Here is a 23,791-nt window from a genome sequence, read left to right as displayed (position 1 = left end):
CAAAAAAAGGGGTCTATGTCCCCTATTTTCTTGCCTGGGTCATTTAATGGATTGGCAGCATCTATTTTTCTATGTTACGGTTAGTCCGCACAATTGTACAAATCTTCGGGGCAAGGTGAAATTCCTTACCGGCGGTGATCGAGCGTATGGCTCGTCAGTCCGTGACCCGTTTTCTTCTAGGAAACGGTGGAGCTGGTGTAACTCCGGCACCGACAGTAAAAGTCTGGATGGGAGAAGTTTTTGTATAGATTGTTGCATGCCCTTACTGATCTGCCCTTTCTTATTAGAGAGGGGGAATGACATGGAACATGATGATTATATGCAGCTTGCAGTCCAGTTGGCACGCACCGCCGCCGGCCAAACCTCTCCGAATCCGATTGTCGGGGCTGTTTGTGTTGCGAATGGACAAGTTGTCGGCACAGGTTTTCATGTGAAAGCTGGAACGCCGCATGCAGAAGTCCACGCACTGCGTATGGCAGGAAAATTAGCTGCAGGCGCCGACCTTTATGTTACGTTGGAACCTTGCGCCCATACTGGCCAAACGCCTCCATGCACAGAGGCAATAATTGCGAGCGGTATTCGCCGTGTTTTCATAGCATCTATTGATCCGAACCCTGCCGTTAGCGGCAAAGGGATCGGGCTTCTTCGAGATGCAGGTATTGAAGTAACAATGTTTCCAAACGAAGAGGCAGATTTCAGCAACCGGGCATTTTTTCATTTTATCCAACAGCAAAAGCCGTACGTCACGCTAAAGGCTGCCACCACCTTGGATGGCCGATTAGCGACGCAGCATGGGGACAGCAAATGGATCACATCTGAGCAAGCTAGACTAGATGTCCATTACCTCCGCCATACCCATGACGCAATACTGGTTGGCGTACAAACTATTCTTCAAGATAACCCTTTCCTCACCACCCGTTTGCCCCATGGTGGAAAGAATCCAATTCGAATTATTTTAGATCGACGTCTCCGGACGCCAAAAACTGCGCATGTCATATCAGACTGCGTATCACAAACGATCCTTTTTACAATGGCTGATGCAAAAGGCATTGACTCTTTTAACGAATTTCCGCATGTTCGTGTAGAAGCAATTCCAGAACATGCAGATTTTCTGACAGAAGTGTTGGTTCGTTTAGCCAAAATGGGTATCATGACTGTGCTTGTAGAAGGCGGCAGTCATGTCCATTCAAGTTTTATCGACCAGGGACTTGCACAAGAACTTTACTTGTATATGGCTCCCAAGTTGGTAGGCAATGGCCCTTCCCTTTTCGAAAATAACGGAAGATCGTCTATCTCCGAATCTGAGCTTTTACAAATCTTCAGTGTTACACAAATCGGCACTGACATTCGTTTGCACGCCCTCTTTTCAAAGGAGGTGTCAGCTTCTTGTTCACTGGGATCGTAGAAGAAATTGGCGTCATACAAGAAATTAAAAGAGACACTTATTCTATGCAATTGACAATCCATTGCAAAAAAGTGCTGGAAGACGTACACAAAGGAGATAGCATCGCAGTGGACGGTGTTTGTCTTACGGTTGTTGAATTTACATCTACCTTTTTTAGAGCGGATGTCATGCCTGAAACGTTTGCTTCCACTACCCTTTCGTCTATGAAACCTGGCAGCCACGTAAATTTGGAACGTGCCATTGCTGCAAACGGACGTTTCGGTGGACATTTTGTCTCTGGCCATGTGGATCAGGTCGGGGAAATAGTATCAATCAAGCCGGCATCGAACTCGGTCTATATGGAGATTCGTACACAGCATGAGCTGCTGCCTTACATTATGGAAAAAGGATCAATTGCAATTGACGGCACATCACTTACTATATTTGCTGTTAGGGACGATGCGTTTACGATCTCTTTAATTCCTGCAACACAAAAGGATTCACAAATCGGCCGAAAAAAGGTCGGATCCAATGTAAATATCGAATGCGACATGCTCGTTAAATATATGGAGCAACTACTCTTCAAACGACATCACGTGACACCGGAAGGCGGCTTGTCAATAGACGTATTGTCCGCTAACGGATTTCTAAAGTGAGGACAGGATGCCAATGTATACAACAGTTGAAATAGCAATTGATGAATTGAAACGCGGTAAACCAATTATCGTTGTTGATGATGAAGACCGCGAGGATGAAGGCGATTTTGTAGCGCTTGCCGAGTTTGCCACACCTGAAATGATCAATTTCATGGCAACAGAAGGGCGTGGATTGATTTGTGTACCGGTTGCTGAGTCGCTAGCTCAACAACTTGGATTAACACCGATGATTCAAAAAAATACAGACACACATGGGACAGCTTTCACGGTAAGTATAGATCATGCTGAATCCCATACCGGCATCTCAGCTTTTGAAAGATCAGAAACGATCCAGAAAATGATTGAGCCACATGCTTCCCTTTCTGATTTCAGACAACCGGGACATATCTTTCCGTTAGTCGCAAACAACGGCGGTGTCCTGCTTAGGGCTGGCCACACAGAGGCAGCGGTAGATCTGGCTATGCTTGCCGGTTCAAAAAAAGCGGGTGTCATTTGTGAAATTATGAATGAGGATGGAACGATGGCTCGCGGCAACCAACTAATTGAACTTGCCGAACGGTTTGGTCTTGTTATTCTGACAATCGAACAATTGATCGCCTACCGTAAAAAACATGACAAACTCATAGACCGCATTGCCGATATCGACTTGCCTACATCATACGGCCACTTTAAAGCGACTGCCTATACAGAAACACTGACAGGCCGTGAACATGTAGCGCTTGTAAAAGGCAAACCCGACGAGATGGATGCCCCTCTCGTCCGTATCCATTCTGAATGCATGACCGGGGACATATTCGGATCTTATCGATGTGATTGCGGCCCGCAGCTGGAAGCGGCGCTAAGGCAGATTGAGGAAGCCGGAACGGGCATCCTGCTTTATATGCGCCAGGAAGGACGAGGCATTGGCCTTGTGAATAAATTCAAAGCATATCAATTACAGGAACAAGGCATGGATACGGTGGAAGCGAATGAAAAATTAGGCTTCCAGGATGATGAACGGGACTATTACCAATGCGCGCAAATGTTAAAGGATTTAGGGGTCACAAAGATTAACTTGCTGACCAACAACCCTCGGAAAATAAATGCCTTAACAGCATACGGCATAACGGTTAACGAGCGCATCCCAATCGAATTGCCGGTCCGCGAAGAAAACAGCGTCTACATGGAAACGAAAAAACAAAAACTAGGTCACTTGCTGAAAGCGTAAGGAGGAAAATATAATGGGTACAACATATGAAGGTCATTTAATAGGAACTGGACTGAAAATTGGAATTGTCGTTTCACGTTTTAATGAATTTATTACTGGTAAACTGTTGAGCGGCGCGGAAGATGCATTGCGTAGACACGGCGTTGAGCAAGAAGATGTGGATGTCGCTTGGGTGCCAGGTGCTTTCGAGATTCCCCTTGTCGCAAAAAAATTGGCTGCTTCCAAAAAGTATGACGCCGTTATTGCGTTAGGTACAGTCATCAGAGGATCCACTCCCCACTTCGACTACGTATGCAATGAAGTGGCGAAAGGGATTTCCTCAATTAATCTATCTGAAGGGGTCCCGGTCATTTTTGGTGTAGTAACGACCGATTCCATAGAACAGGCCGTTGAAAGAGCCGGCACGAAAGCAGGTAATAAAGGCTGGGATGCTGGCACCTCGGCAATTGAAATGGGCAATCTGATGAGACAGATAGCAAAACAGTAAGGCAGCATTTTCAAAAAAGAAGACAGTCATTCCTATGGAAATGGCTGTCTTCATTATCTTTTCTCTAATAGGCTTTTAGTTGAAATAAATACGATCCGTTTGTTGCAGCTCGTCTATCGAGGAAGCACCGATTCCAAACATAGCCATCTTTAATTCCAGCTCGATCGTTTGCATGACACGTAATACGTCATCAACCGATTCTGTCGCTTCTTTCAAAATTGATTTTCCGAAGCCAACGAGATCTGCACCGAGAGCGATTGCTTTTGCCGCGTCTAACCCAGTGTGCATGCCGCCACTGCCGATGACAGTTTGTTCATTTCCCGCATGCTGACGGACGGCAATGATGCTTTCTGCAGTCGGTATGCCCCACCCGCTGAATGTTTCAGCCGCCTTACGTTTAATCGGATTATCAGCCCGGAATTTCTCTACCTGGCTCCAGGATGTGCCTCCAGCGCCCGCCACATCGATAAATTGCACTCCTGCATCACATAATTTTCTAGCCGTCTCCCCGTCGATTCCCCAACCGACTTCTTTTACGCCGACAGGCACGGGCAATGATTTGCATACATCCTCAATTTTTTGAAGAAGTGATTTAAAATTTGTATTGCCATCCGATTGGATTACTTCCTGGATGCTGTTCAAATGAAGCACAAGCGCATCTGCTTCACTCATTTCTATTATCCTCATGCATTCTTCCGAACCGAATCCATAATTGAACTGTACCGCCCCGAGATTCGCAATGATTGGTACGCTCGGCGCGTACTTTCTAACCTGGAACGATTCACGATGCTGTTCACTTTCGATTAAAGCACGCATCGAGCCTAAAGCTAAGGTCCAGCCTTGCTCTTCCGCTGCAATCGCCAGATTTCGGTTTATCGTCTCCGCAAATGCCGCGCCGCCTGTCATCGAACTGATTAGGAATGGTTTCGCGCATGTCCGTTTGACAAATGTGCATTGTAACTGAATCGATTCGAAATCTACTTCAGGTAATGCATTATGTATGAATCCGACCCGTTCGAACCCGGTCGTAATATTGGTGCCCGTCACTTTCTCGTTTAAAGTGATGTTAATATGTTCCGATTTTCGTTTATGGATTGCCTCCGTCACTTCTCTTCCGCCTTCCCGCCACCCATTCATTTCTGGCCCATTATCAGTATAGGCGATTGCCTTCATTTATTCATCTAAATGACTTGTCAGCGTTCATGTTTAAAAACATAACTTACTTTTTCATAGCCCATTTTCTCTTCATAAAAACGATGTGCCTCTGTTCTTCCGAGTCCCGAAGATAACGCAACAGTGCCATAGCCCATTTCATGAGATAATTCTTGTACAAATTCCAGCAGCATTTCCCCATAGCCATGAGAGCGGAAAGAAGCGTCTGTCACAAGGTCGCAAATCCAAATATAATTGCCGTAATAGAGGGTGGTCATGGGCATCCAGCCGATGATTGAGACGATCTGGCCATCAATGAGCAACGCGTGCTGCCGGTAGCTCATTTTTTCTTGGGCTTCCAAAACAAGTGTAAGATACGATTCCTCTGATAAATGAGTCCGCAATTGGCGCATAACCGGGAATCCTTTCAGCATTTCCTCAACAGACTGCAGTTCAATTATCCGTTCGCTCACTGATATCATTTCCTTTCTGAATCGACCCCAGTTGATAGGATTATAAAAACACACAAAGCGACGAGAAAACGTATCGTTTGTCCGTCGCTTTGTTCTGTCTTTTATTATCCGTTAAAACGCTTGATGCTGAGCTTCAGTAACGTTACACTCCCATTTTTCTACGGGATTGTGATACTTTTTTTGCTTGCTGGCTTTTCATTTTCGGTGTTTGCTGCATGGAATTTCCAGTCGTGCGGTTTGGATTAGCTTTGTTTTTCTTCGCCTCCAACTGTTGTTTCACAGCATCCTTTAAACTCATTTTCGCTTTTGCTTGATTATCTTGGGTATTTGACATGCGGGCTTCCTCCCTCGTGCTTGGTTAATAGATTTTACCATTGAAATAAATCCTCTGTCCAGTCAAAAAAGGAAATAGCATGTAAATTCAGTCAGAAAGTGACCGCTTGCTTTTCCGTCTGAGCAGAAGCCAAATAATCAAAAACATGCCGAGCGCAACGGCTTCAAGGGAGAAAATATACCAAGGATACGGGCCTAAATAATCAAGTAAACTCCCGTTAACGGGTTTGCGAGACAAGAACATATAATTTCCTTCCACTCTATTATTAACAAAAAGGATGAGTGGCAAAAGTAGGTTTAACAAAAGGAATGCCTGAAAGACTCCTCGTAAGGTCGGCGTATAGCCCCGAACCCAGACAAAGTACAAACCGGTCAGGATGATTCCCGCATGCGTAATGAAGAAATGAAAAAATCGAAAGTGAGGGAAATTCATGTCCAATACAGGTGTGATCATTGCTTGAAGTGCCCCAGCGATACCGGCAAAGATAACAAAATTCGCAAGCAATCGACTACCGGTCCACAGCAAAATAACAGTTGCGAGCAATGAAATGCTGCATAGTTCTAGAGGCAATGAATCCTGGAGCCGCCACCTTCCTGCCTCAATCATCCATAAATGAAACCCAATTTCAAGCGCTAATAAAACCAATGCGAACGAACGTTCCATCCCTCGTAAATTTGACACTCGGTCGCGCAACCGATGTCTGTATACATAGAGGCAACCAACCAAAATGATGAAAATAATGATCACAAGTAGGTGTGCTGCAGAAAACATTGTAAATTCATAAGTTTGCATACCCTTCACCCTAATCTGCAATTGATGTTAAATATTGACGTCTTTCTTTCAATGAAGTTCTCAAACACGAAATCTCATTCGTTATCATATGCTAAAGAAGATTCCGTGATAGGAGGAATTCCTATGGCTTTCTATCCATATCCTTTCGTGCCTTATATTGCGCAGCATCATCCATATCCAAGTCACGTTGCTTATACACCCGCTCACTTGGCCATACAGCCACCGGCTCAGCGAGATCCCTATCCACCCGTCGATATTAAGCAATTTAACTTATCTGCCCGCCGGTTCCGTGAGATTATGAAGCAGGCAGATCTGTTTACTGGCAAAGTAATCGCGTCAGATGAATTTGCCCGACAGCTGAAGGAAGCGGCCCAGGCCTCCAACCAAGGGGAAGTTAACCGACTCATCCGTTCTACAGGCGTCACAATCTCGTATCAGCTGCTGTATACACCGGACGGCCTTCGGATCGATTTTGCGAACAATGATTCGCAAAGCAGCTGCTGCCGTCTGCGCATGAACTTAGGATGGTAATAAAAGTGTAGCACCTCGAGAAGAGCAATTTAGTCAAAGCTATATAACTTGTAATTGGCTGAAGGATTGTATTACTGAAAACACCATGCTATATAAAAGACCTCCATTCCTGCACGATCAGTTGGAGGTCTTTGTCGTTTAATATATTCGATTAGTTATTATCTACAATCTATCGTTCATTCTTCCATTCGTCAATTAACTGTCCATTATTCAAATGCAGAATTCGATCCCCCAGTTTCCTGGCCTCTTGCCGATTATGCGTAACGATCAGGAAAGGCACGCCTTCCCACAATTGGTGCAGTCGAAGCAATTCATCCTGGCACTGCAGCCGTGTCTCTTCGTCGAGTGCAGATAAGGGTTCGTCAAGTAGCAGCAATGAAGGTTCGGTGGCAAGAGCCCGTGCAAGTGCGACACGCTGTTTTTCACCGCCAGATATTTGGTGTGGGTACTTCTTGATTAGATGATGGATTCGTAATACATCAAGCAGCTGTTGAATAACGTCTATTTTATTCGGGCGGTCTTTTTTCGGCACACCGTACCAAATATTTTTTTCCACGGTCATGTGAGGAAACAATGCATAGTCTTGAAAAAGATAACCGACCTTCCTTTGCTGGGCCGGAACTGACTTCCCCTCGCCATATAATAAGCTGTCTCCTAAATGAATGCACCCTTTGTCGGGCTGCTCCAGTCCAGCCAAACAATTTAAAATGGTTGTCTTGCCTGATCCGGAGGGTCCAAAAAGGACCACTATTTCATGGTCTGCAGTGAATGTAACATCCAACTCGAAATGGGAGAGCTTTTTATGTATCTGAACGTCCAACAATGGTTTCACCTGCCCTTTTCATTTGCAAAACGCCTCATATTCCGTTTGCTCCACCAATTCAGCCAGGTGATCGTACTAAAACCAAGTGCCACAATAATAATGACCCAGAAAGTGGCTTTTTCCATATGCCCCGACTCCACCGCAAAATAGATTGCCATAGGAATCGTATCGGTTTTTCCTGGTATATATCCTGCGAGCATGAGCGTCGCTCCGAATTCACCAAGGCCTCGTGCAAATGACAGGACAAGTCCCGCGAGCAGTCCAGGCCATGCAAGCGGGAAAGCGATCGTCCAAAAGACGCGCCAGTTGGAGGCCCCCATTGTCCGGGCAGCCTTTTCCAGGCGGACGTCTACATTTGCGAATGCCGCAGCTGCGCTTTGATACATTAACGGGAAGGAGACGACAATGGAGGCGATGACAGCTCCGATCCAGGAAAAGACGACTTGGACGTCGAACCAATCAAGCAGCCATTTGCCCAACCACCCATTCTTACCGAACAACAGCAGCAGTCCGAAACCGACAACAGTTGGCGGCAGGACGAGCGGCAGTAAAAAGAAAGATTCGATGATGCTCTTGCCGAAAAATTGCTTCCTTGCAATAAGATGAGCAAAAAAGATGCCAATAATAAAAACAATTGTCGTAGAAATCGCCGCCACTTTAAGCGATAAGATCAATGGTGTATAATCCGCGGATGCCACCACTATCACCTCCCCTTTTATTGAAAACCGTATTTACGAAGGACTGCTTTGCCTTCTTCCCCCTGTAAAAAGGTAAGGAATTCTTTTGCTTGGTCCGAGTGTTTCGTATTTGCAGTGACCGCTCCTGGATACACGATAGGTGTGTGCCAGGCTTCGTCAGCGGACGCAAGCACTTTCGTCTTCTTTGAAATCGCCGCATCACTTGAATAGACAATGCCATAATCCGCATTACCCATTTCTACATGAGTCAGCACTTGCCTTACATCCGATCCGTAGACAAGCTTGCCTTGTAGCGGTGCCCACAGTCCGAGCTTAACAAGCACTTCTTTAGAGTAACGGCCAGCTGGCACACTCTCCGGATCTCCAATCGCAAAATGTTGCAGTGAGGAAGGAGTAATATCTTCAAATGAGACGGCACTGCCTTTCGCATCCTCGTTTGCAATCAAGACTAATGTATTTTTCGTAAAATTAATCCGGCTGTCAGGATCAATCAAATCGGCCTTCTCCAGCCTGTCCATATCCTGTTCGCTGGCAGATAAAAAAAGATCGGCAGGTGCACCTTTTTCGATTTGAGTTGCAAGTTTACCGGAACTGCCAAAATTGAATTGTACTTGGATGCCTGTATGTTCATTTTCAAATGTCGTTTGCAATTCTGTCAAGGCGTCTGTCAAACTTGCAGCCGCGGATACCATAATTTCATTCCGCTCAATTGCTGCTCGATCGATCCCTTCCTCCTTGCCGCAGCCCCCCAGCAATACAAAGCAGCAGCTCAATAATAAGAAAAACAGAGTTCTTTGCATTACATCCCACTCCTTATCATTATATACATCTATAACTCATCATTTATAACATATTATAATTACTTATATCTACTTATAATTATATGAATTTACATATTATTAGACTGTTCTCTTTACTTTCGTAGAGGAAATGCGAGAGAATGAGTTTGTACACCGTTTTTCATAGGGCTGGAAGGAGAATGGGAGAATGAATAATCAAACGGCTTCCTATACAACAGAAGAAATTGCGGAGATGTTAAAGGTTTCTAAACTGACGGTATATGATTTGATTAAAAAAGGGGATTTGCGGGCCTACCGTGTCGGTCGACAAATGAGGATTGATGAGGAAGATCTGGACGCTTATAAAGAAAGCTCGAAAAGTGGTGCGGCGGAGAGAAACCATCACTTACCGGAAATTGTGCAGGCGCCAGCCACTTCTCCTGTTTCAGCGATCCCTGTCTCTCCCCTTCCGCGAACTACTCATCAATTGATCATAAGCGGCCAGGATATTAGCCTTGACCTTCTCGCAAATGCTATCGAGAAAGAAACAAGCGGTTACCGTCCTCTCCGGTCGTTTTCGGGTAGTTTGAACAGTCTTGTGTCCATGTACCGTGGAGAGGCCGATGTAGTCAGCCTTCATTTATTTGATGGCGATACAGGCACCTACAATATTCCGTATGTAAAGCGTTTGCTCGTCGGCCATTCGTATATGGTTGTCAATCTGCTGTTCCGCACTGCCGGCCTTTATGTGCAAAAAGGAAATCCGAAAGGCTTGAGCGGATGGCGGGATTTTAAGACACCCGGCCTGACGATCGTTAATCGGGAGAAAGGATCAGGTGCCAGAGTGCTACTCGATGAGAAGCTGCGGATGGAAGGCATTTCAGGAAAGTCGATCTTCGGATATGAAACGGAAGAGCTGAATCATTTTGCCGTTGCCGCGAAGGTTGCTGCAGGACAAGCAGACTGTGGAGTTGGCATCGAAAAAGCAGCATTAATGACCGGGGTTGATTTCGTCCCGCTTATCCAGGAACAGTATGATATCGTCATGTTGAAGAAGGGCGAAAATGCAGCGCTTCGTAAATCACTACATGCAGTTTTGCAGTCGGATAGCTTTCGAAGTGAACTGGAATCATTAGGCGGCTACGATTTATCAGCTATGGGCAGAATCATTTATGAGACAGAATAAAAAAGGAAGCACGGTGGCGAGGATTCTCCTCCACGTGCTTCCTTTTTTTAATTGGTTTCTTTTTTCACATCTTCATAATACATTGTTTCATCATATTCAAACTTGTTATAACGCAGCTTATACAATTTAAATAGATGCGTCAAAACGACTTTTATCAAAGCGTAGCCCGGTATACCAAGAATTACTCCCGGTACGCCGAATAATGACCCGGCCGACAACAGGACGAATATAATCGTAATCGGATGGATCTTCAACGATTTCCCCATGATTTGCGGCGAAATAAACTTCCCATCCACTAGTTGGACAATGGTCCATACGACTGCTAATTTCACTAGCATGAAGGGTGACGTCACAATGGCGATAATGACTGCAGGTGTGATCGCGATGATCGGGCCCAAATAAGGTACGACACTCGTAAACATGGCAAGAACGCCAAGCAATAGAGCATATTTCATGCCGATGATTTGGAAACCGATCGACACCATGATGCCGATGCAGATGGCAACGAGAATTTGACCTTGAATATAGGCGCTGATCTGGTGGTCCGCGTCCTTGAAGATCGCTTCCGCGTCATCCCGGAACCGAGGCGGCAACAATTTCTTGATGAATGCCGGCAGCTTCTCCCCGTCCTTCAGTAAATAAAATAATATGAACGGTACAGTGGCTATCGCGAGGATAAAGCCTGTCAGCATGGAAATAAAGGAAGTGATGCCAGTCGCGATGCCACCTATCATTTCAGTGACCATTCGGCCGATATCTCCAAGTCCCTTATCCAGCAGTGAATTGACGTTGAAATTCAACCCCTCGTAATAGGATGAGAAGATGGAAGTTCGCAGAAACGCATCCAATTTAATTACCATCTGCTGAAAATAAGTCGGAAACTCCTCGACCAGGTTGGCGAACTGTCCTTTTAAAAACGGAAAAACGAGAACGACGAGCAATGTAATGAGACCGATGAGACCGATAAAGATTATGAGGATGCCCCATACTCTCGGAATGCGAAGCCGTTCCAGCAACCGCAAAATAGGCCGCAAAATATAATAGGCGATCGTCGCCAGAATAATTGGCAAGACAACGGTAGAGAAAAATACTTTAATTGGGTAAAACACAAACGAAACCTTACTATAGACAAGAATAATCAGACCAATGAGCAAAAGAAGGCCGAGTACATACAACGTGCTGCGGCCTCCTAAAAATGCGATGATCCGATGGGTGCCAGTTTGGCGGCTTGGTTGATCTTTATTTTGATCGTTCAACATTCCATCTGCCCTCTCCTTGTTTATTCCTATTGCTGAAGAAATTCAGCGATCGCATCTTTATTTTTCTGCAAATCGAGTTCGATTACGGAACCTGCGTGCGCATAGGAGTTAAACGAATAGGAGCCTTCCACCGGTACCGTCATCGTGTCAATTTTTGCTCCGCGGTTCATCAGGACGGTAAGAGCTCGTGTCAATTCATCCTTTGTGCTTAAGTCCGTTTGAATGAAACCGGAAACGGAACCTGCAAGTTTTGGCACATGCAGCAGCATCCCTGGACGCATCGCTTCTTCTTTTACTGCAGAAATCACCTTCTGCTGCCTAGCCACCCTGCCGAAATCCCCTTCCGCATCAGCACGAAAACGGGCATAGCCAAGCAACTCCTTGCCATTTAACTGATGGGTTCCTGGCGTAAGCGTAACCCCAATCTTCTCTGACATCTCTTTTTCCACATCCATCTCGATGCCGTCCGGAAAGGCGGTATCAATGATCGACTCAAAATTATCAAAATCGATGATGGCATAATGGTGGATTGGAAGATCGAACATGCCAGTAATCGTATCCTTCGCTGTTTGCACGCCGCCTAAATAATAGGCCGTGTTCAGCTTATAGGATTTATACCCGGGTATTTCCGCGTAGATGTCCCGCATAAAGGAAATAAGACGCATCTTCCCTTCTTTTTTATCCCAAGATAAGACCATCATCGTGTCTGTACGGGAGCGTCCGCTGCCATCATCATCTATGCCAAGCAGGAGAAAGTTCTCGACAGAAGGATTTTTTGGATCCGCGATATCCCCTTTGAAAGGCCCTGGATCAATTTCCTGTCCCTTTGCGAGCGATTGGCCTGCATTGAATTGCAAATAGGAGTAACAGCTTGCTATGAGAAGGAATAAGATAAGCAGCGTCAGAATGACCCTGCCGATGCGGAGCTTCTTCCTTCTTCTTCTCCGTGGTAAAGGCCCTTCATATTGTTCTTCCATTCAATTGACTCCTCCGAACTATAAATTCAGTATGTAAAGTAGGACGAATGAGGGTTGGACGGGTTCCGTCGTTAGGAATAGTATAGCATGTCACACGCCAACAAGGCATTTATCACTTCCTGAACACACCCTTCTGCATACGATAATAGAAAAGGAGGTGTTGAATATGGGAAATGAATACTGCGGAGGAGGATACGGCTCGTCTTTCGTGCTACTTGTTGTCCTCTTTATTTTGTTGATCATCGTGGGGGCCGCTTATATCTGTTAATCGGAGACCTTTTATTCAAATACCGCCTTTTTCTTGCAAGGACGCATGAAGCGTCCTTGTTTTCGTGTGTTAAAATAAAGGCAGCTGTGAAAACATGGTACAATAAAAATCAGAATGGAGTTAGAGGAGGTTAGTTGGATGTCGACAGAAACATCATGGGAGAAGGCAACATTTGCGGGTGGCTGTTTTTGGTGTATGGTCAAACCTTTTAAAGAATGGGATGGCATTATGGATGTCGTTTCAGGCTATATGGGCGGTCATTTGGAAAACCCTACATATGAAGATGTAAAAGGCGGCGAGTCCGGACATTTGGAAGTGGTGGAAATCACTTTCGACCCTGCCGTTTTCCCTTATGAACAATTGCTGGATGTGTATTGGCAGCAAGTGGACCCGACAGACGCGGGCGGTCAATTCCATGACCGGGGCCATTCCTATACCACTGCTATTTTCTATCATACGGAAGAACAGAAAAAACTGGCCGAACAGTCGAAGGATGCTTTGCAAAACAGCGGCCGTTTTACCAAGCCTATCGTAACGCCAATCCGCCCTGCTGAACGTTTTTATAAGGCAGAAGAATATCACCAGGATTATTACCGAAAAGAAAAGAACCATTATGAAGAAGATCGGGCCAAGTCAGGCCGGGATGAATTCATTGCGGAACATTGGGAGAAATAATGGAAAGAGCAGGAGCCGATCTACCGGCCCCTGCTCTTTTACATTTGCTCTTGCTTCTTGCCATTACCGATTAAAAAGGCTAAGGCGATCATAAGAAGGAAAAAAGCAGCTATGATCAGCAGAGTATTTTGATGGTTGCTCGTCAAATCATAAAGGATTCCTATTAACAAAGGCAAAAGGCCGGCCATAATAAAACCGCCTGTCTGCATCATGGCAGTCCAACTATTAGTCTCGGCAGCCGTTTCTGTTTCATCCAATGGAAGAAGCAGAGCTATTGGGAATAACCCGCCAAGAGGAATGCCGAGAACAAAAGCGCCAACCCACGTCAGCGACGTGCTGCCCGTTCCCACTAAACCTATTGCGATTAAACCAAGCAGAAGAATCGTCAGCAGCCAAAACCGACGTGCCGGAAAACGTGTGATCAACAACGGGATAAGTAAATTGAACAGAATTTGAATGATCGTCATCATGCTGAGCATGGAGCCTGCTTGAAGCAAAGAGAAACCATTGTCCGTTACAACTGGAACGAACCAGGTGACGATTGAGAAAAATGTTGATGCCTGCAAACCGAAAAACAGAAGTAAAATCCACGCTCTCGGAGATTTCCATGGTGAACTTCCAACGGTATGGACGTTTTTTTTCGTTTGCTGGCGGACCCGTACTTCCCCTCTGGTCGCAGCCACCCAAAACAAGATGCCGAGTAATGCCAGAACTGACCAAATTCCGAGCGCCATCCGATGCGACGCAGTTGACTCATAGACAAATGCAGTTAGGCCAGCACTTAGAGAAGCGCCTACCCCCATGCCAAATGAGTATACACTTATGACAGAAGCGGCGCGTTCAGGAAATTTCTGTTTAATCATCGCGGAAAGCAACGGCCCGATGATGGCAATGGAAATGCCGATTCCGAAAGCAGTCAGCAGCAGAATACTATAGCTGTCGTTCACTCCCCTGACTGCGGTGAGAAGTCCGATAACAAAAAGCATCAATAAGACAGAATTGGAAAGCCCGAGCTTTCGATTCAAAACAGGAGCTAAAGAAGCAAAGATCCCCATGCAGAGTACCGGCAGCGAGGTTAGCAAGCTTACTTGCGCATTGGAAAGATCTAAATGGTCCCGTATTGTGTCAAGCATGGGACCAATAGAAGTGATGGCAGGCCTCATATTAATGGCTACCATAAAAATACCTAGAATAATAACGATGGTCTGTTTTCTTTTTGTCATTCTGGGAGTGCTCCTTCGTTTTACGAACTTGTGTTTCCATCCTTTTCCACGTATAATTACTTATGAAAGGATGATAGAAATGAAGATTGATCATTGGGCCTATGCCCGTAAATACCAAATCAAATGTGTTTTTGATAAATACCCTTCAACTGTCTTCCTGTTTCGAAGAGTCGCTGATTATTATTTCATATTTTCGTCTTCAGGAATAGATGTGAATGAAATCCCGTCCCCAAAAGATTACGTCAGGATGGAATATTTGCTCAATAAGGAGCTAGGCACGTTGCAAGCCTATCGTAACCGTAAGAGGCTACGAAATTCAACGATCTCCTCCTGATGAATTTTTCTGACGAAAAGCGCTGGAATTCAATGCCTGTCGTTCCCTATTCCCCTTGGTTCATGCTATAATAGGAGCATTGTGAAATTAGGAGGATTATTTATGATAGCAGTAAGTAATGTCAGTCTTCAATTTGGTGATCGCAAACTTTTTGAAGATGTCAATATACAGTTCAACCCAGGCCATTGCTACGGCTTAATCGGAGCGAACGGTGCAGGTAAATCAACATTTTTGAAAATCCTGTCAGGCGAAATTGAGCCGCAAACAGGAAATGTCATTATGAACAAAGACGAGCGCTTAGCCGTCCTGAAACAAAACCATTTTGAATACGAAGAAAACGAAGTGCTTGATACAGTCATCATGGGCCATAAGAGACTGTATGACATCATGACTGAGAAAAACGCCATCTACATGAAAGAAGATTTCTCAGACGAGGATGGCATGCGTGCTGCCGAGCTGGAAGGTGAATTTGCCGAGTTGAATGGTTGGGAAGCTGAATCAGAAGCTGCCATACTCCTTCAAGGTCTAGGCATACCTGAAAGCATGCACCATGTGAAAATGTCCGAATTGACAGGTTCAGACAAAGTGAAGGTTCTCTTGGCGCAAGCTTTATTTGGCAAGCCGGATGTCCTTTTGCTGGATGAGCCGACGAACCATCTTGACTTGAAAGCAATTCAGTGGCTTGAGGAGTTTTTAATCAACTTTGAAAACACCGTCATCGTTGTATCCCATGACCGTCACTTCCTGAATAAAGTATGTACGCAAATTGCCGATTTAGATTTCTCTAAAATCCAACTCTATCCGGGCAACTATGATTTCTGGTATGAATCGAGCCAATTGGCGCTTAAGATGGCACAGGATCAAAACAAAAAGAAAGAAGAAAAAATCAAGGAACTTCAAGCATTCGTTGCCCGTTTCAGTGCGAACGCATCCAAATCGAAACAAGCGACATCGCGTAAGAAAGCCTTGGAAAAAATTGAATTGGATGATATCAGGCCATCTTCCCGCCGGTATCCATTCGTCAATTTCCAAATCGGCCGTGAAATTGGGAACGATGTACTTTCCATACAAGGTGTTTCCAAGATGAAAGAAGGAAAACAACTTCTTAAAAATGCCACATTTACAATGGGCAAAGAGGATAAGATTATACTTCTTGGCAATCCGCTTGCCAAAACAGCGCTTCTTGAAATTTTAGCAGAAGAGGATCAACCCGATGAAGGTTCAATCAAATGGGGCGTCACAACATCCCGTGCCTACTTCCCTCTCGACAACAGTGAATTTTTTGAGGGTTCGGAAGAGACTCTTGTGGAATGGTTGCGCCAGTACTCCCCTGAGGATCAAACGGAGACTTTCTTGCGTGGGTTCCTTGGACGCATGCTGTTCTCAGGTGAAGAAGTGAAAAAGAAACCTTCCGTTCTTTCCGGGGGCGAAAAAGTGCGTTGCATGCTCTCTAAAATGATGCTCACAAACGCCAATGTCCTTTTACTTGATGAACCGATGAACCACTTGGACCTTGAATCGATCCAAGCGTTGAACAATGGATTGATTGCATTCAAGGGAGCTATGGTCTTCACTTCACATGACCAGCAGTTCATTCAAACAGTTGCCAACCGGGTTATTGAAATCCGCGAAGACGGTACTATTTTCGATAAAATGATGCAATATGATGAATACCTAGAGTGGAAAGATCAACAAGCAGTTTCAAATTAATTGTCATGTAAAACCGTTTTCCTTCATTGGAAAGCGGTTTTTCTTTTATTAGGATAATCGGTACTCGTTCGGGCATTCTAAACAAAAAGGAGTGGAAGGCATGAAAAAAGTTGCTATTTTCCTGACAGCCCTCTTGTTCATGGTCATCATGGCAGGTTGTTCTTCAGGTAAAGAGAACACAGTCCCGAACAACTCAGGTAATTCTGGCAAACCCCTTAAGTCGTCAAATGAGTCGTCAGAGGGAGTGCAAAAAGTGGATAAAGACTTGCTTGATTATTTTTTAGCGGACGGATCGAAAGCCCATTTCCGAGGTGAAGGCCAAAATTTTTCTGAGCTTGATGTTCAGTTTGCGATGCCTTACGAAAATTATGTCATAGTACATGAAAGCAACGGCCAGGCGATTGTCCAATATGTTTATCAAATCGGCGAAAAACAAATCACAACTCTCAGCTATGATTTAGTTGATTCTACAACAGACTTCCCTACTTTGGATGAAATCAAAAAGATGGAACCAGTCGGTGTCTATCTACACAAGCCGTTTGAGAAAGGACAGATATTCGGGCAATGGGAGATTGTTGAAACCGATGTCCCAGTCGAAACATATTTCAAGAAATTTGACAATGCATTTGTCCTTCAATCGACTGAGCCGATCATCGGCGCAGAAAACAAGGCCTATATCGTGAGGAAGTATTTTGTGGAAGGTTTCGGAGAAGTTAAACGGGAATCCATTATGAAAACGACGGATGGGGAACGACTGGTCATGACATCTACATTAGAATCAGTTTCACAACCATGAAAAAGAGGCAGCCTTTTGAGGCGCCTCTTGGTTTGACAGATTATTGTTTAACAACGTTAGCTGCTTGAAGTCCACGGTTGCCTTCTACTACTTCAAATTCAACGTGTTGACCTTCGTCTAAAGTTTTGAATCCGTCTCCCTGAATTGCGGAGAAGTGTACGAATACATCGTCTTCGCCTTCTACTTCGATAAACCCGAAGCCTTTTTCAGAGTTAAACCACTTTACCGTACCTTGTTTCATCATACTACCTCCAAATAATAAATACTTAACTAATACGTGAACCCCCTGCAATGAAAAAATTCACATATTACAAAAAGTACCGATGAGCACCGATCACTTTTTGTAATACGTGAATACGTTCCATTCGGTCAATCTCACTTTATTGTTACTGTAACTATACCATATTTTTCAATAAAGTCAACATAACATTACTAACTATTTGAATTATTGCTCAAAACTTCACTGCATGGAATACCGTCATGCAGAACAACGATCCCGTGATACAGTTGCAAGCATTCATCGCACCCTTCACAATATACCCTTTCAGCTTCGGACCAAAACGCAAAAAAACAATTTTTTCTTTTTTCATTAAATGTATGCTGATTCTCAAGCTTGTTATATAAATCACGAAAATACGTGTTGGCTTCTTCCTTTGATTCAAACGACTGAGATGTCACGACCATGCTTCTCCAATCGTCGAACATCCACCACGGCTCATAATCCGCCTTCATATAGATTACTTCATACATTCAAGATCCCCCCAATCTTCTTTTGCCGAGAGTGTCCCCCATTTTAGCAAATTCCTTCTCGTTATCCAAGCGTTTCATATTGACCGTTCAAAAGGAATGTTTTCCTGATAGGAATCAGGTATAATTGTACTAAGCGAATGAAACTTTCCTTTCCTTGAAACGTATTTACTATATATACAGAAGGAGGCCTGAATGCGCCATGCAAGAAGTAAAACAATTTTTCATTCGACATTTCATTACTGCACCAGTCAGTTTTGGTTCCTGGCTCATCTTCCTTTTAGGGGCTGGCATGAATTTCTTTGCTGCAACAGGCCTGATGATCGCCATTTATCTCGGAGGCACATTTACAATCAAACAAATTCAACTCTCATCCAACGTTAAAAAACTTGGTATGTCGAGATCTGAATACCAGCATATAAAGACGCAGATTGCAGAGGCCAAGGGGAAAATCAAGAGATTGAACAGCATGTACGGTCAAGTGCGATCCGTTCAAGCATTTAAACAAGTATATGAAATGAACAATCTGGCGAAACGGATCTTATCCATTGTACGCAGCAACCCTCAAAAGTTTTACCATGTCGAGCGTTTTTTCTATTCCCATTTGGATTCAGCTGTGGAGTTGACTTCCAAATATTCCATGCTTGTCAATCAGCCACTGAAGGACCAGGAATTACGGGTGGCGCTCCAGCACACGAGAGAAACGTTAACTGACGTCAATAAACAATTAGAGCAAGATTTAAGAAGCGCCCTGGCAACGGATATTGAGCAGCTTCAGTTGGAACTCGACTATGTCGATGTAACGATGAACCATAATAAGCCGTTGCTACATATGAAAGGAGACTTGCCTCATGACAGAAAACAAATCAACGATCGATGAAGTGAAATCATTTGATGACTTATTGGAAAACCCGTTCAACGAACCATTGCTCCCAAAAGAAATGCAGATGGAAACACCTGCTGCGTCCACATCCGTGAAGTTGATGGACCGACTATCGCCAGAGGAACAGGAAAAGGCGAAACAATTGGCTGCGCAAATTCCAGTTGGCAATTATGAGGCGATTATTACGTATGGTGCAAATGCACAAAACGAATTATCCCGCTTCTCCCATAAAATGTTGGACCACGTGCAAAGCAAGGATATCGGACCGGTTGGAGATGTACTTAGTGATTTGATGGGAAAACTTTCTGAAATTGACCCGGAGGATTTGAGTGATAAGAAGAAGTCAGGTCTCAGCCGTTTATTTAGCAAGGCGACACGTTCCATTCAAGAAATGATGACAAAGTATCAAAAATTGAGCACACAAATCGATCGGATAGGTGTTCAATTAGAGCATTCCAAGCGGGGCTTGCTGGAAGACGTCCACATGCTGGAAAGTTTGTACGAGCAGAATAAAACATACTTCCAAGCCTTAAACGTCTACATTGCTGCAGCAGAGCTGAAACGAGATGAAATCGCTACTGTGACGATTCCTGAATTGCGTAGAAAAGCGGAAGCATCCAACGATCAAATGGCATTTCAAGAAGTAAATGACATGGCGCAGTTTCTTGACCGGCTGGAAAAGAGATTGTACGATTTGCAGCTCTCCCGCCAAATCACCATTCAAAGCGCACCGCAAATCCGTATGATTCAACAAACGAACCAAACGCTTGCAGAGAAGATCCAATCATCGATTATGACATCGATTCCACTTTGGAAAAACCAGATTGCCATTGCTCTTACGTTGAATCGTCAGCGAAAAGCAGTTGAATCACAGCGGCTTGTTACAAAAACAACAAATGATCTCCTTCTGAAAAATTCGGAGATGCTGAAGGTTAATTCCATCGAGACAGCTAAAGAGAACGAACGAGGCATTATTGAAATTGATACACTGAAGAAAACACAGGAAAACTTAATTCAAACTATCGAAGAAACACTTGTCATTCAAGCAGATGGCCGCGCGAAACGGAAAGCTGCTGAAGTAGAAATCGCGAGAATGGAAGAAGAATTAAAACAAAGACTTCTCTCTGTTCATGAAAGAACACAAAACCGCCCATCTTAAGGCGGTTTTTTCTTTGGTACTTATTTGACGACAATGGCAAGCAGTTTGCGAAGTATTCGAAGTGTTTGATCTGCAAAGTTTTCCACAGAATGAGCGGAAGCTGTTTTATTGCCAAACATGCTGCTAAACAGTTCCCTTTGATCATCTGTCGGCTCATCAGTGGATAAGAAAAGATGAATTACAGATATTCCCTGCTTCTCCGCTTCCAGGACGGCTTCCCTCGTGTCGAGAATGCCATTTCGGTCATATCCAAAAGCAGATGGTTCGCCGTCTGAAAAGACGAGTAGAAATTTATGCTTTTCAGCACGCATCATTAATTTTTTTTTCATCCACCGAATAGCAAAACCATCCCGGTTATCTTCATTCGCTTCAAACGATAAGATTGACATACCGCTGTCTTTATTGCGGTCTGGAAACGTATGCATCATACCGAATATATTTAACTGCGACTCTTTTGACGTTTCCTCAGCATCTTCATAATAAGACGATATTTCATGTTGTATTTTCAACGTTCTCAGAACGTCGTGAAATAGCAGCACCGCCATTTTGGTTTCATCCAGTTTATCGAGCATGGAAGCAGATCCATCAACGAGCAAACCGAAAACAGCGTCCAGGTTGGCAGAAGGTGCCTGTTTCCGATAAAATGGCTTCGGTCTCTCGTCGACAAGCATGGTCGTCAATTTCGAGGATAACCGGCCTTTCAGAAGCCGTTCTCTCCGGGATTCGGTTTTTAATTCAATCCGTTTCCTAATTTCTTCTGTTAACGCCCGTACAATCGGCTTTTGCCTTTCTCGCCAGGCAAGGAGTTTTTCTATATTTTCTTTAGATGGCTTGCCTTCGATCCGCTCTTCTTCATATACGACATGTATATGTTCGCGGCCGAACTCATGGCCGGCAGCATATCGCTGCGCGGTCTGCCGTTCTTCTTTCTCGTTGTCTTGCCATTGTTCGCTTTCATTGCCTGTAGACCGTCCATGGCCCGTTTCCTCGATAGCTGCCCCATCATTTCCTTCTGCGGCATTAGTTCCATCGCCTTTACCGGAACGGCCATGCTCCAATTCGTATTCCAAATGAATTCCTGACTCGTCCTCGGATTCCCGATGCCACGTACGGAAAAGTTCTTCAATCGTGTCTTTTACTTGGTCATCTCCCTGTTCGGCGTCTTGCATTCCTTCATGATAAAGGAACCTAGCTGTTTCCTCTGTAATTGAATCACCCAGTGCGTAATATTGATGAACCAAATCCCTTTCAAGTGCTTCTTCGACATAAACGATGACACGCTCCGCCAAATAGGTGTTATCTTCCGTGCTTGAGCTGTCATACGCTTGCCCGATCAGTAGGAGGAGAGGATTTAAGTCAAGCAACCCCTCGCCACTCCAGCTTCGGTCTGCATAGATGCCGGCATATAGGGAAATGAAAAATTTGTTTAGGAGCGCATCAGCCAGGAAACTTTTTTGTACATTGGAAGCCAGGCTATCCCTATGGAATGCGACCATCGCTTCACGCCTTGCTTCAAAAGCCACCGCCGTACCTGGCCTTTCCTTCTGTATTTTTTCAATTAACCGGAATTCTTCTAGCATGAGCAGAAACTCTGCACAGAAATGCGGAAACTTATGAGTTCGGTATTCATCTTGATACCTCATCCACATTTGTACTGAAAAGTCCTTCCAAAATCCTGATGTTAATAAGTATAAATCGGATAATCGTCCGAGATGTGTCAGCTGTTCGGTTCGATGCCGCCAAAAAACACTCATGGAGACAGCGCCTTCACGAGGACGAAACTCCATTAATTTCCGCTCGGTCAGTTCGAGAAAAGGGGCATCTGCCAATGCACGCCCCAAGCGTTCATAAAGTAAGAGTTGGTTGGCATCTATCGTTTCATCATTGAATTGGATGAAGCGTTTCACCATGGATGTGAGCCTTCTTCCAACGAAGGAGGAATCCATGTATCAACAAGTTCCATTACGAGTTTTTGTTCCATGGAATCTTCCAGTTTTTCAGCAATTGCGTATTGAATGGCTCTTTTTTCCGGAATATAAACTGACAGCTGGACGGCATCCAACAAACTCCTGACCGAAGCGGCCTCATCGGACAAGAGTCCATTCATAACTTGTTTTTTCAAATCACCGTGGATGGAAAGAAACGCCTGCAGCTTTTGAGTTTCCACTTCAGGATAAGTTGATACAAGCAGCGAATTCAATTGTAGATCACTTAAATACGGAATCGAGAAAGAAACAAAGCGGTTTTTTAGAGCTTCATTCATAGGAGAAGTACCTACATAGCCTTCGTTAATTGCTGCAACAACAGAGAAATTGTCATGTGCATGGATGACTTCCCCGGTCAACGGATTTGTCAGCATTCTGCGATGATCCAAGACGCTATGCAAGATGGGCAACGTTTCTGGTTTTGCCATGTTGATCTCATCTATATACAAGATATGCCCCTTTTTCATCGCTTGGACAACAGGCCCTTCCACGAATTCAATATAGGTTTGTCCATCTCTCGTAACGATGGTCTTAAAGCCGAGTAACGACTCGGCATCCAGATCCACTGAGCAATTGACGCTTTGCATCGGTTGGTGGAAATAATGTGAAACACTTTGCGCTAATTTGGTTTTGCCTGATCCGGATGGCCCTTTTAATAGGACAGGTTTTTTTAGGGTTACAGCAATCAGTATATCGTCCCATAAATAAGGGGTTGGTGAGACATAACCGCCTTCCTGGATCAACCGCCGATCCTCTTGCGCATACGCAGTCTGGTTGCGCCGCATCTGTTCTTTTTCAATAAACTCTATCATGCCCTAGCCTCCTTGCTAAAGAAACCGATACATCATGAAAGAGATGTATCGGTTATTAAGTAAAGACAATGAAATTATTCAAAATAAGTTTTGTAGTAGCCGCCAACTTTCCCGCTGTTATCAATAATGAACAGAAATTCATCTGTTTCATTCTTGACTTCATACTCTTTGCCAGGCGTAAGCATATTGTTTACTACATATTTTTCCGCATCCGCGTGTTTACAGGCGACTGTTCGGATCGTCGGGGCAGTTAGCCAATTTGTAAATGACATGAAAGTTTCCTCCTTTATTGAATGGAAAAAAATCGGTCCGACATAAGGCGGACCGATCAATGTAACTGGATGCTAATTAAGATCCAAGCAGAAGGTCTTCTGGATTTTCAATTAGTTCTTTTACCATTTTCAAGAAGCCTACGGAATCTTTACCGTCAATTACACGGTGATCATATGATAATGCAACAT

The 23,791-nt window shown here is 44.4% G+C and carries 29 protein-coding genes and 1 riboswitch; of the genes, 13 read left to right on the top strand and 16 right to left on the bottom strand.

Going from position 1 to position 23,791, the window contains the following annotated elements; translation table 11 throughout:
- The first annotated feature begins 97 nt into the window (after window positions 1–97).
- Window positions 98–243: riboswitch (FMN riboswitch) on the top strand.
- A 58-nt stretch (window positions 244–301) separates the two neighbouring features.
- Genes ribD through ribH form a run of 4 tightly spaced genes read left to right on the top strand, consistent with a single transcriptional unit; the run spans window position 302 to window position 3,734 of the window.
- Entirely contained in the window at window positions 302–1,405 is a 1,104-nt protein-coding gene (gene ribD, locus NCCP2222_RS17920; protein WP_248513754.1) for a bifunctional diaminohydroxyphosphoribosylaminopyrimidine deaminase/5-amino-6-(5-phosphoribosylamino)uracil reductase RibD, read from the top strand.
- Window positions 1,387–2,040 (top strand): riboflavin synthase, encoded by a 654-nt coding sequence (gene ribE, locus NCCP2222_RS17915; protein ID WP_248513753.1) that lies wholly within the window; start codon window positions 1,387–1,389, stop codon window positions 2,038–2,040. Before ribD ends, ribE begins: the two co-directional genes overlap by 19 nt.
- Window positions 2,041–2,053: 13 nt before the next feature.
- Complete coding sequence (locus tag NCCP2222_RS17910) at window positions 2,054–3,247, top strand: bifunctional 3,4-dihydroxy-2-butanone-4-phosphate synthase/GTP cyclohydrolase II (RefSeq protein ID WP_248513752.1); 1,194 nt, start codon at window positions 2,054–2,056, stop codon at window positions 3,245–3,247.
- 13 nt (window positions 3,248–3,260) lie between these two features.
- On the top strand, window positions 3,261–3,734 hold the full coding sequence (gene ribH, locus NCCP2222_RS17905) for a 6,7-dimethyl-8-ribityllumazine synthase (protein ID WP_248513751.1): 474 nt from the start codon (window positions 3,261–3,263) through the stop codon (window positions 3,732–3,734).
- A 75-nt stretch (window positions 3,735–3,809) separates the two neighbouring features.
- Here ribH and fni read toward each other — a convergent pair whose 3' ends face one another.
- The 4 genes from fni to NCCP2222_RS17885 form a co-directional block, all read right to left on the bottom strand.
- On the bottom strand, window positions 3,810–4,841 hold the full coding sequence (gene fni, locus NCCP2222_RS17900) for a type 2 isopentenyl-diphosphate Delta-isomerase (RefSeq protein ID WP_248513750.1): 1,032 nt from the start codon (window positions 4,839–4,841) through the stop codon (window positions 3,810–3,812).
- 86 nt (window positions 4,842–4,927) lie between these two features.
- The gene (locus NCCP2222_RS17895; RefSeq protein WP_248513749.1) at window positions 4,928–5,368 is read right to left on the bottom strand and encodes a GNAT family N-acetyltransferase; all 441 of its coding nucleotides are present in this window, start codon (window positions 5,366–5,368) and stop codon (window positions 4,928–4,930) included.
- Window positions 5,369–5,501: 133 nt separating this feature from the next.
- Window positions 5,502–5,693, bottom strand: a complete 192-nt coding sequence (locus NCCP2222_RS17890; protein WP_248513748.1) for a hypothetical protein — start codon at window positions 5,691–5,693, stop codon at window positions 5,502–5,504.
- 87 nt (window positions 5,694–5,780) lie between these two features.
- A complete protein-coding gene (locus tag NCCP2222_RS17885) occupies window positions 5,781–6,485 on the bottom strand; it encodes a YwaF family protein (protein ID WP_248513747.1) in 705 nt (234 codons plus the stop codon).
- 123 nt (window positions 6,486–6,608) lie between these two features.
- Between NCCP2222_RS17885 and NCCP2222_RS17880 the strand changes: the two genes are divergently transcribed.
- Complete coding sequence (locus tag NCCP2222_RS17880) at window positions 6,609–7,016, top strand: YuzC family spore coat inner layer protein (protein WP_248513745.1); 408 nt, start codon at window positions 6,609–6,611, stop codon at window positions 7,014–7,016.
- Between the two features lie 169 nt (window positions 7,017–7,185).
- On the opposite strand, the gene NCCP2222_RS17875 is transcribed toward NCCP2222_RS17880, so the two are convergent.
- The 3 genes from NCCP2222_RS17875 to modA are packed head-to-tail and all read right to left on the bottom strand — an operon-like array spanning window position 7,186 to window position 9,337.
- The gene (locus NCCP2222_RS17875; RefSeq protein ID WP_248513744.1) at window positions 7,186–7,839 is read right to left on the bottom strand and encodes an ATP-binding cassette domain-containing protein; all 654 of its coding nucleotides are present in this window, start codon (window positions 7,837–7,839) and stop codon (window positions 7,186–7,188) included.
- 5 nt (window positions 7,840–7,844) lie between these two features.
- Window positions 7,845–8,537, bottom strand: a complete 693-nt coding sequence (gene modB / locus NCCP2222_RS17870) for a molybdate ABC transporter permease subunit (protein WP_248513743.1) — start codon at window positions 8,535–8,537, stop codon at window positions 7,845–7,847.
- Window positions 8,538–8,554: 17 nt separating this feature from the next.
- Window positions 8,555–9,337: a molybdate ABC transporter substrate-binding protein gene (gene modA / locus NCCP2222_RS17865; protein WP_248513742.1), complete on the bottom strand. Its 783-nt coding sequence runs from the start codon at window positions 9,335–9,337 to the stop codon at window positions 8,555–8,557.
- A 187-nt stretch (window positions 9,338–9,524) separates the two neighbouring features.
- Between modA and NCCP2222_RS17860 the strand changes: the two genes are divergently transcribed.
- Complete coding sequence (locus NCCP2222_RS17860) at window positions 9,525–10,502, top strand: substrate-binding domain-containing protein (RefSeq protein WP_248513741.1); 978 nt, start codon at window positions 9,525–9,527, stop codon at window positions 10,500–10,502.
- 47 nt (window positions 10,503–10,549) lie between these two features.
- Here the strand turns inward: NCCP2222_RS17860 and NCCP2222_RS17855 are convergent, their stop codons facing one another.
- Both NCCP2222_RS17855 and NCCP2222_RS17850 read right to left on the bottom strand, forming a co-directional pair.
- On the bottom strand, window positions 10,550–11,761 hold the full coding sequence (locus NCCP2222_RS17855) for an AI-2E family transporter (RefSeq protein WP_248513740.1): 1,212 nt from the start codon (window positions 11,759–11,761) through the stop codon (window positions 10,550–10,552).
- 26 nt (window positions 11,762–11,787) lie between these two features.
- Window positions 11,788–12,738 (bottom strand): LCP family protein, encoded by a 951-nt coding sequence (locus NCCP2222_RS17850; RefSeq protein ID WP_248513739.1) that lies wholly within the window; start codon window positions 12,736–12,738, stop codon window positions 11,788–11,790.
- Window positions 12,739–12,904: 166 nt separating this feature from the next.
- Between NCCP2222_RS17850 and NCCP2222_RS17845 the strand changes: the two genes are divergently transcribed.
- Together NCCP2222_RS17845 and msrA are read left to right on the top strand one after the other, a co-directional pair.
- Window positions 12,905–13,006, top strand: coding sequence for a YjcZ family sporulation protein (locus NCCP2222_RS17845; RefSeq protein WP_248513738.1), 102 nt, complete (start codon window positions 12,905–12,907; stop codon window positions 13,004–13,006).
- 138 nt (window positions 13,007–13,144) lie between these two features.
- The gene (msrA, locus tag NCCP2222_RS17840) at window positions 13,145–13,681 is read left to right on the top strand and encodes a peptide-methionine (S)-S-oxide reductase MsrA (RefSeq protein ID WP_248513737.1); all 537 of its coding nucleotides are present in this window, start codon (window positions 13,145–13,147) and stop codon (window positions 13,679–13,681) included.
- Between the two features lie 38 nt (window positions 13,682–13,719).
- Here the strand turns inward: msrA and NCCP2222_RS17835 are convergent, their stop codons facing one another.
- Window positions 13,720–14,904, bottom strand: a complete 1,185-nt coding sequence (locus tag NCCP2222_RS17835; protein ID WP_248513736.1) for an MFS transporter — start codon at window positions 14,902–14,904, stop codon at window positions 13,720–13,722.
- A gap of 79 nt (window positions 14,905–14,983) precedes the next feature.
- Between NCCP2222_RS17835 and NCCP2222_RS17830 the strand changes: the two genes are divergently transcribed.
- The 3 genes from NCCP2222_RS17830 (at window position 14,984) to NCCP2222_RS17820 (ending at window position 17,744) form a co-directional block, all read left to right on the top strand.
- Window positions 14,984–15,238 (top strand): hypothetical protein, encoded by a 255-nt coding sequence (locus NCCP2222_RS17830; protein WP_238081434.1) that lies wholly within the window; start codon window positions 14,984–14,986, stop codon window positions 15,236–15,238.
- 102 nt (window positions 15,239–15,340) lie between these two features.
- A complete protein-coding gene (locus NCCP2222_RS17825; protein ID WP_248513735.1) occupies window positions 15,341–16,948 on the top strand; it encodes an ABC-F family ATP-binding cassette domain-containing protein in 1,608 nt (535 codons plus the stop codon).
- 100 nt (window positions 16,949–17,048) lie between these two features.
- Complete coding sequence (locus NCCP2222_RS17820; protein WP_248513734.1) at window positions 17,049–17,744, top strand: hypothetical protein; 696 nt, start codon at window positions 17,049–17,051, stop codon at window positions 17,742–17,744.
- Between the two features lie 40 nt (window positions 17,745–17,784).
- On the opposite strand, the gene NCCP2222_RS17815 is transcribed toward NCCP2222_RS17820, so the two are convergent.
- Both NCCP2222_RS17815 and NCCP2222_RS17810 read right to left on the bottom strand, forming a co-directional pair.
- Entirely contained in the window at window positions 17,785–17,985 is a 201-nt protein-coding gene (locus tag NCCP2222_RS17815; protein ID WP_184210741.1) for a cold-shock protein, read from the bottom strand.
- Window positions 17,986–18,176: 191 nt separating this feature from the next.
- Window positions 18,177–18,494 (bottom strand): DUF1033 family protein, encoded by a 318-nt coding sequence (locus tag NCCP2222_RS17810; protein WP_248513733.1) that lies wholly within the window; start codon window positions 18,492–18,494, stop codon window positions 18,177–18,179.
- A gap of 199 nt (window positions 18,495–18,693) precedes the next feature.
- Here NCCP2222_RS17810 and NCCP2222_RS17805 point away from each other — a divergent pair, with 199 nt between their 5' ends.
- Both NCCP2222_RS17805 and NCCP2222_RS17800 read left to right on the top strand, forming a co-directional pair.
- Entirely contained in the window at window positions 18,694–19,371 is a 678-nt protein-coding gene (locus tag NCCP2222_RS17805) for a 5-bromo-4-chloroindolyl phosphate hydrolysis family protein (RefSeq protein WP_248513732.1), read from the top strand.
- Window positions 19,343–20,533, top strand: a complete 1,191-nt coding sequence (locus NCCP2222_RS17800; protein WP_248513731.1) for a toxic anion resistance protein — start codon at window positions 19,343–19,345, stop codon at window positions 20,531–20,533. Before NCCP2222_RS17805 ends, NCCP2222_RS17800 begins: the two co-directional genes overlap by 29 nt.
- A gap of 20 nt (window positions 20,534–20,553) precedes the next feature.
- Here the strand turns inward: NCCP2222_RS17800 and NCCP2222_RS17795 are convergent, their stop codons facing one another.
- The 4 genes from NCCP2222_RS17795 to NCCP2222_RS17780 all read right to left on the bottom strand — a co-directional run.
- Window positions 20,554–22,443, bottom strand: coding sequence for a vWA domain-containing protein (locus tag NCCP2222_RS17795; RefSeq protein ID WP_248513730.1), 1,890 nt, complete (start codon window positions 22,441–22,443; stop codon window positions 20,554–20,556).
- Window positions 22,437–23,330 carry an ATP-binding protein gene (locus NCCP2222_RS17790; protein WP_248513729.1) on the bottom strand — a complete coding sequence of 298 codons (894 nt, stop codon included), beginning with the start codon at window positions 23,328–23,330 and terminating at the stop codon, window positions 22,437–22,439. The genes NCCP2222_RS17795 and NCCP2222_RS17790 overlap by 7 nt, the downstream gene beginning before the upstream one ends.
- 74 nt (window positions 23,331–23,404) lie before the next feature.
- A complete protein-coding gene (locus NCCP2222_RS17785; protein WP_248513728.1) occupies window positions 23,405–23,602 on the bottom strand; it encodes a DUF6501 family protein in 198 nt (65 codons plus the stop codon).
- A 76-nt stretch (window positions 23,603–23,678) separates the two neighbouring features.
- Window positions 23,679–23,791: 2-oxo acid dehydrogenase subunit E2 (locus NCCP2222_RS17780; RefSeq protein ID WP_248513820.1), on the bottom strand; the 113-nt coding region annotated here is incomplete at its 5' end.

Source organism: Sporosarcina sp. NCCP-2222 (assembly GCF_023168145.1).
Classification (GTDB): Bacteria; Bacillota; Bacilli; order Bacillales_A; family Planococcaceae; genus Sporosarcina.
The sequence above is the reverse complement of the archived record's forward strand: the minus strand, read 5'-3'. Positions and strand labels throughout refer to the sequence as shown.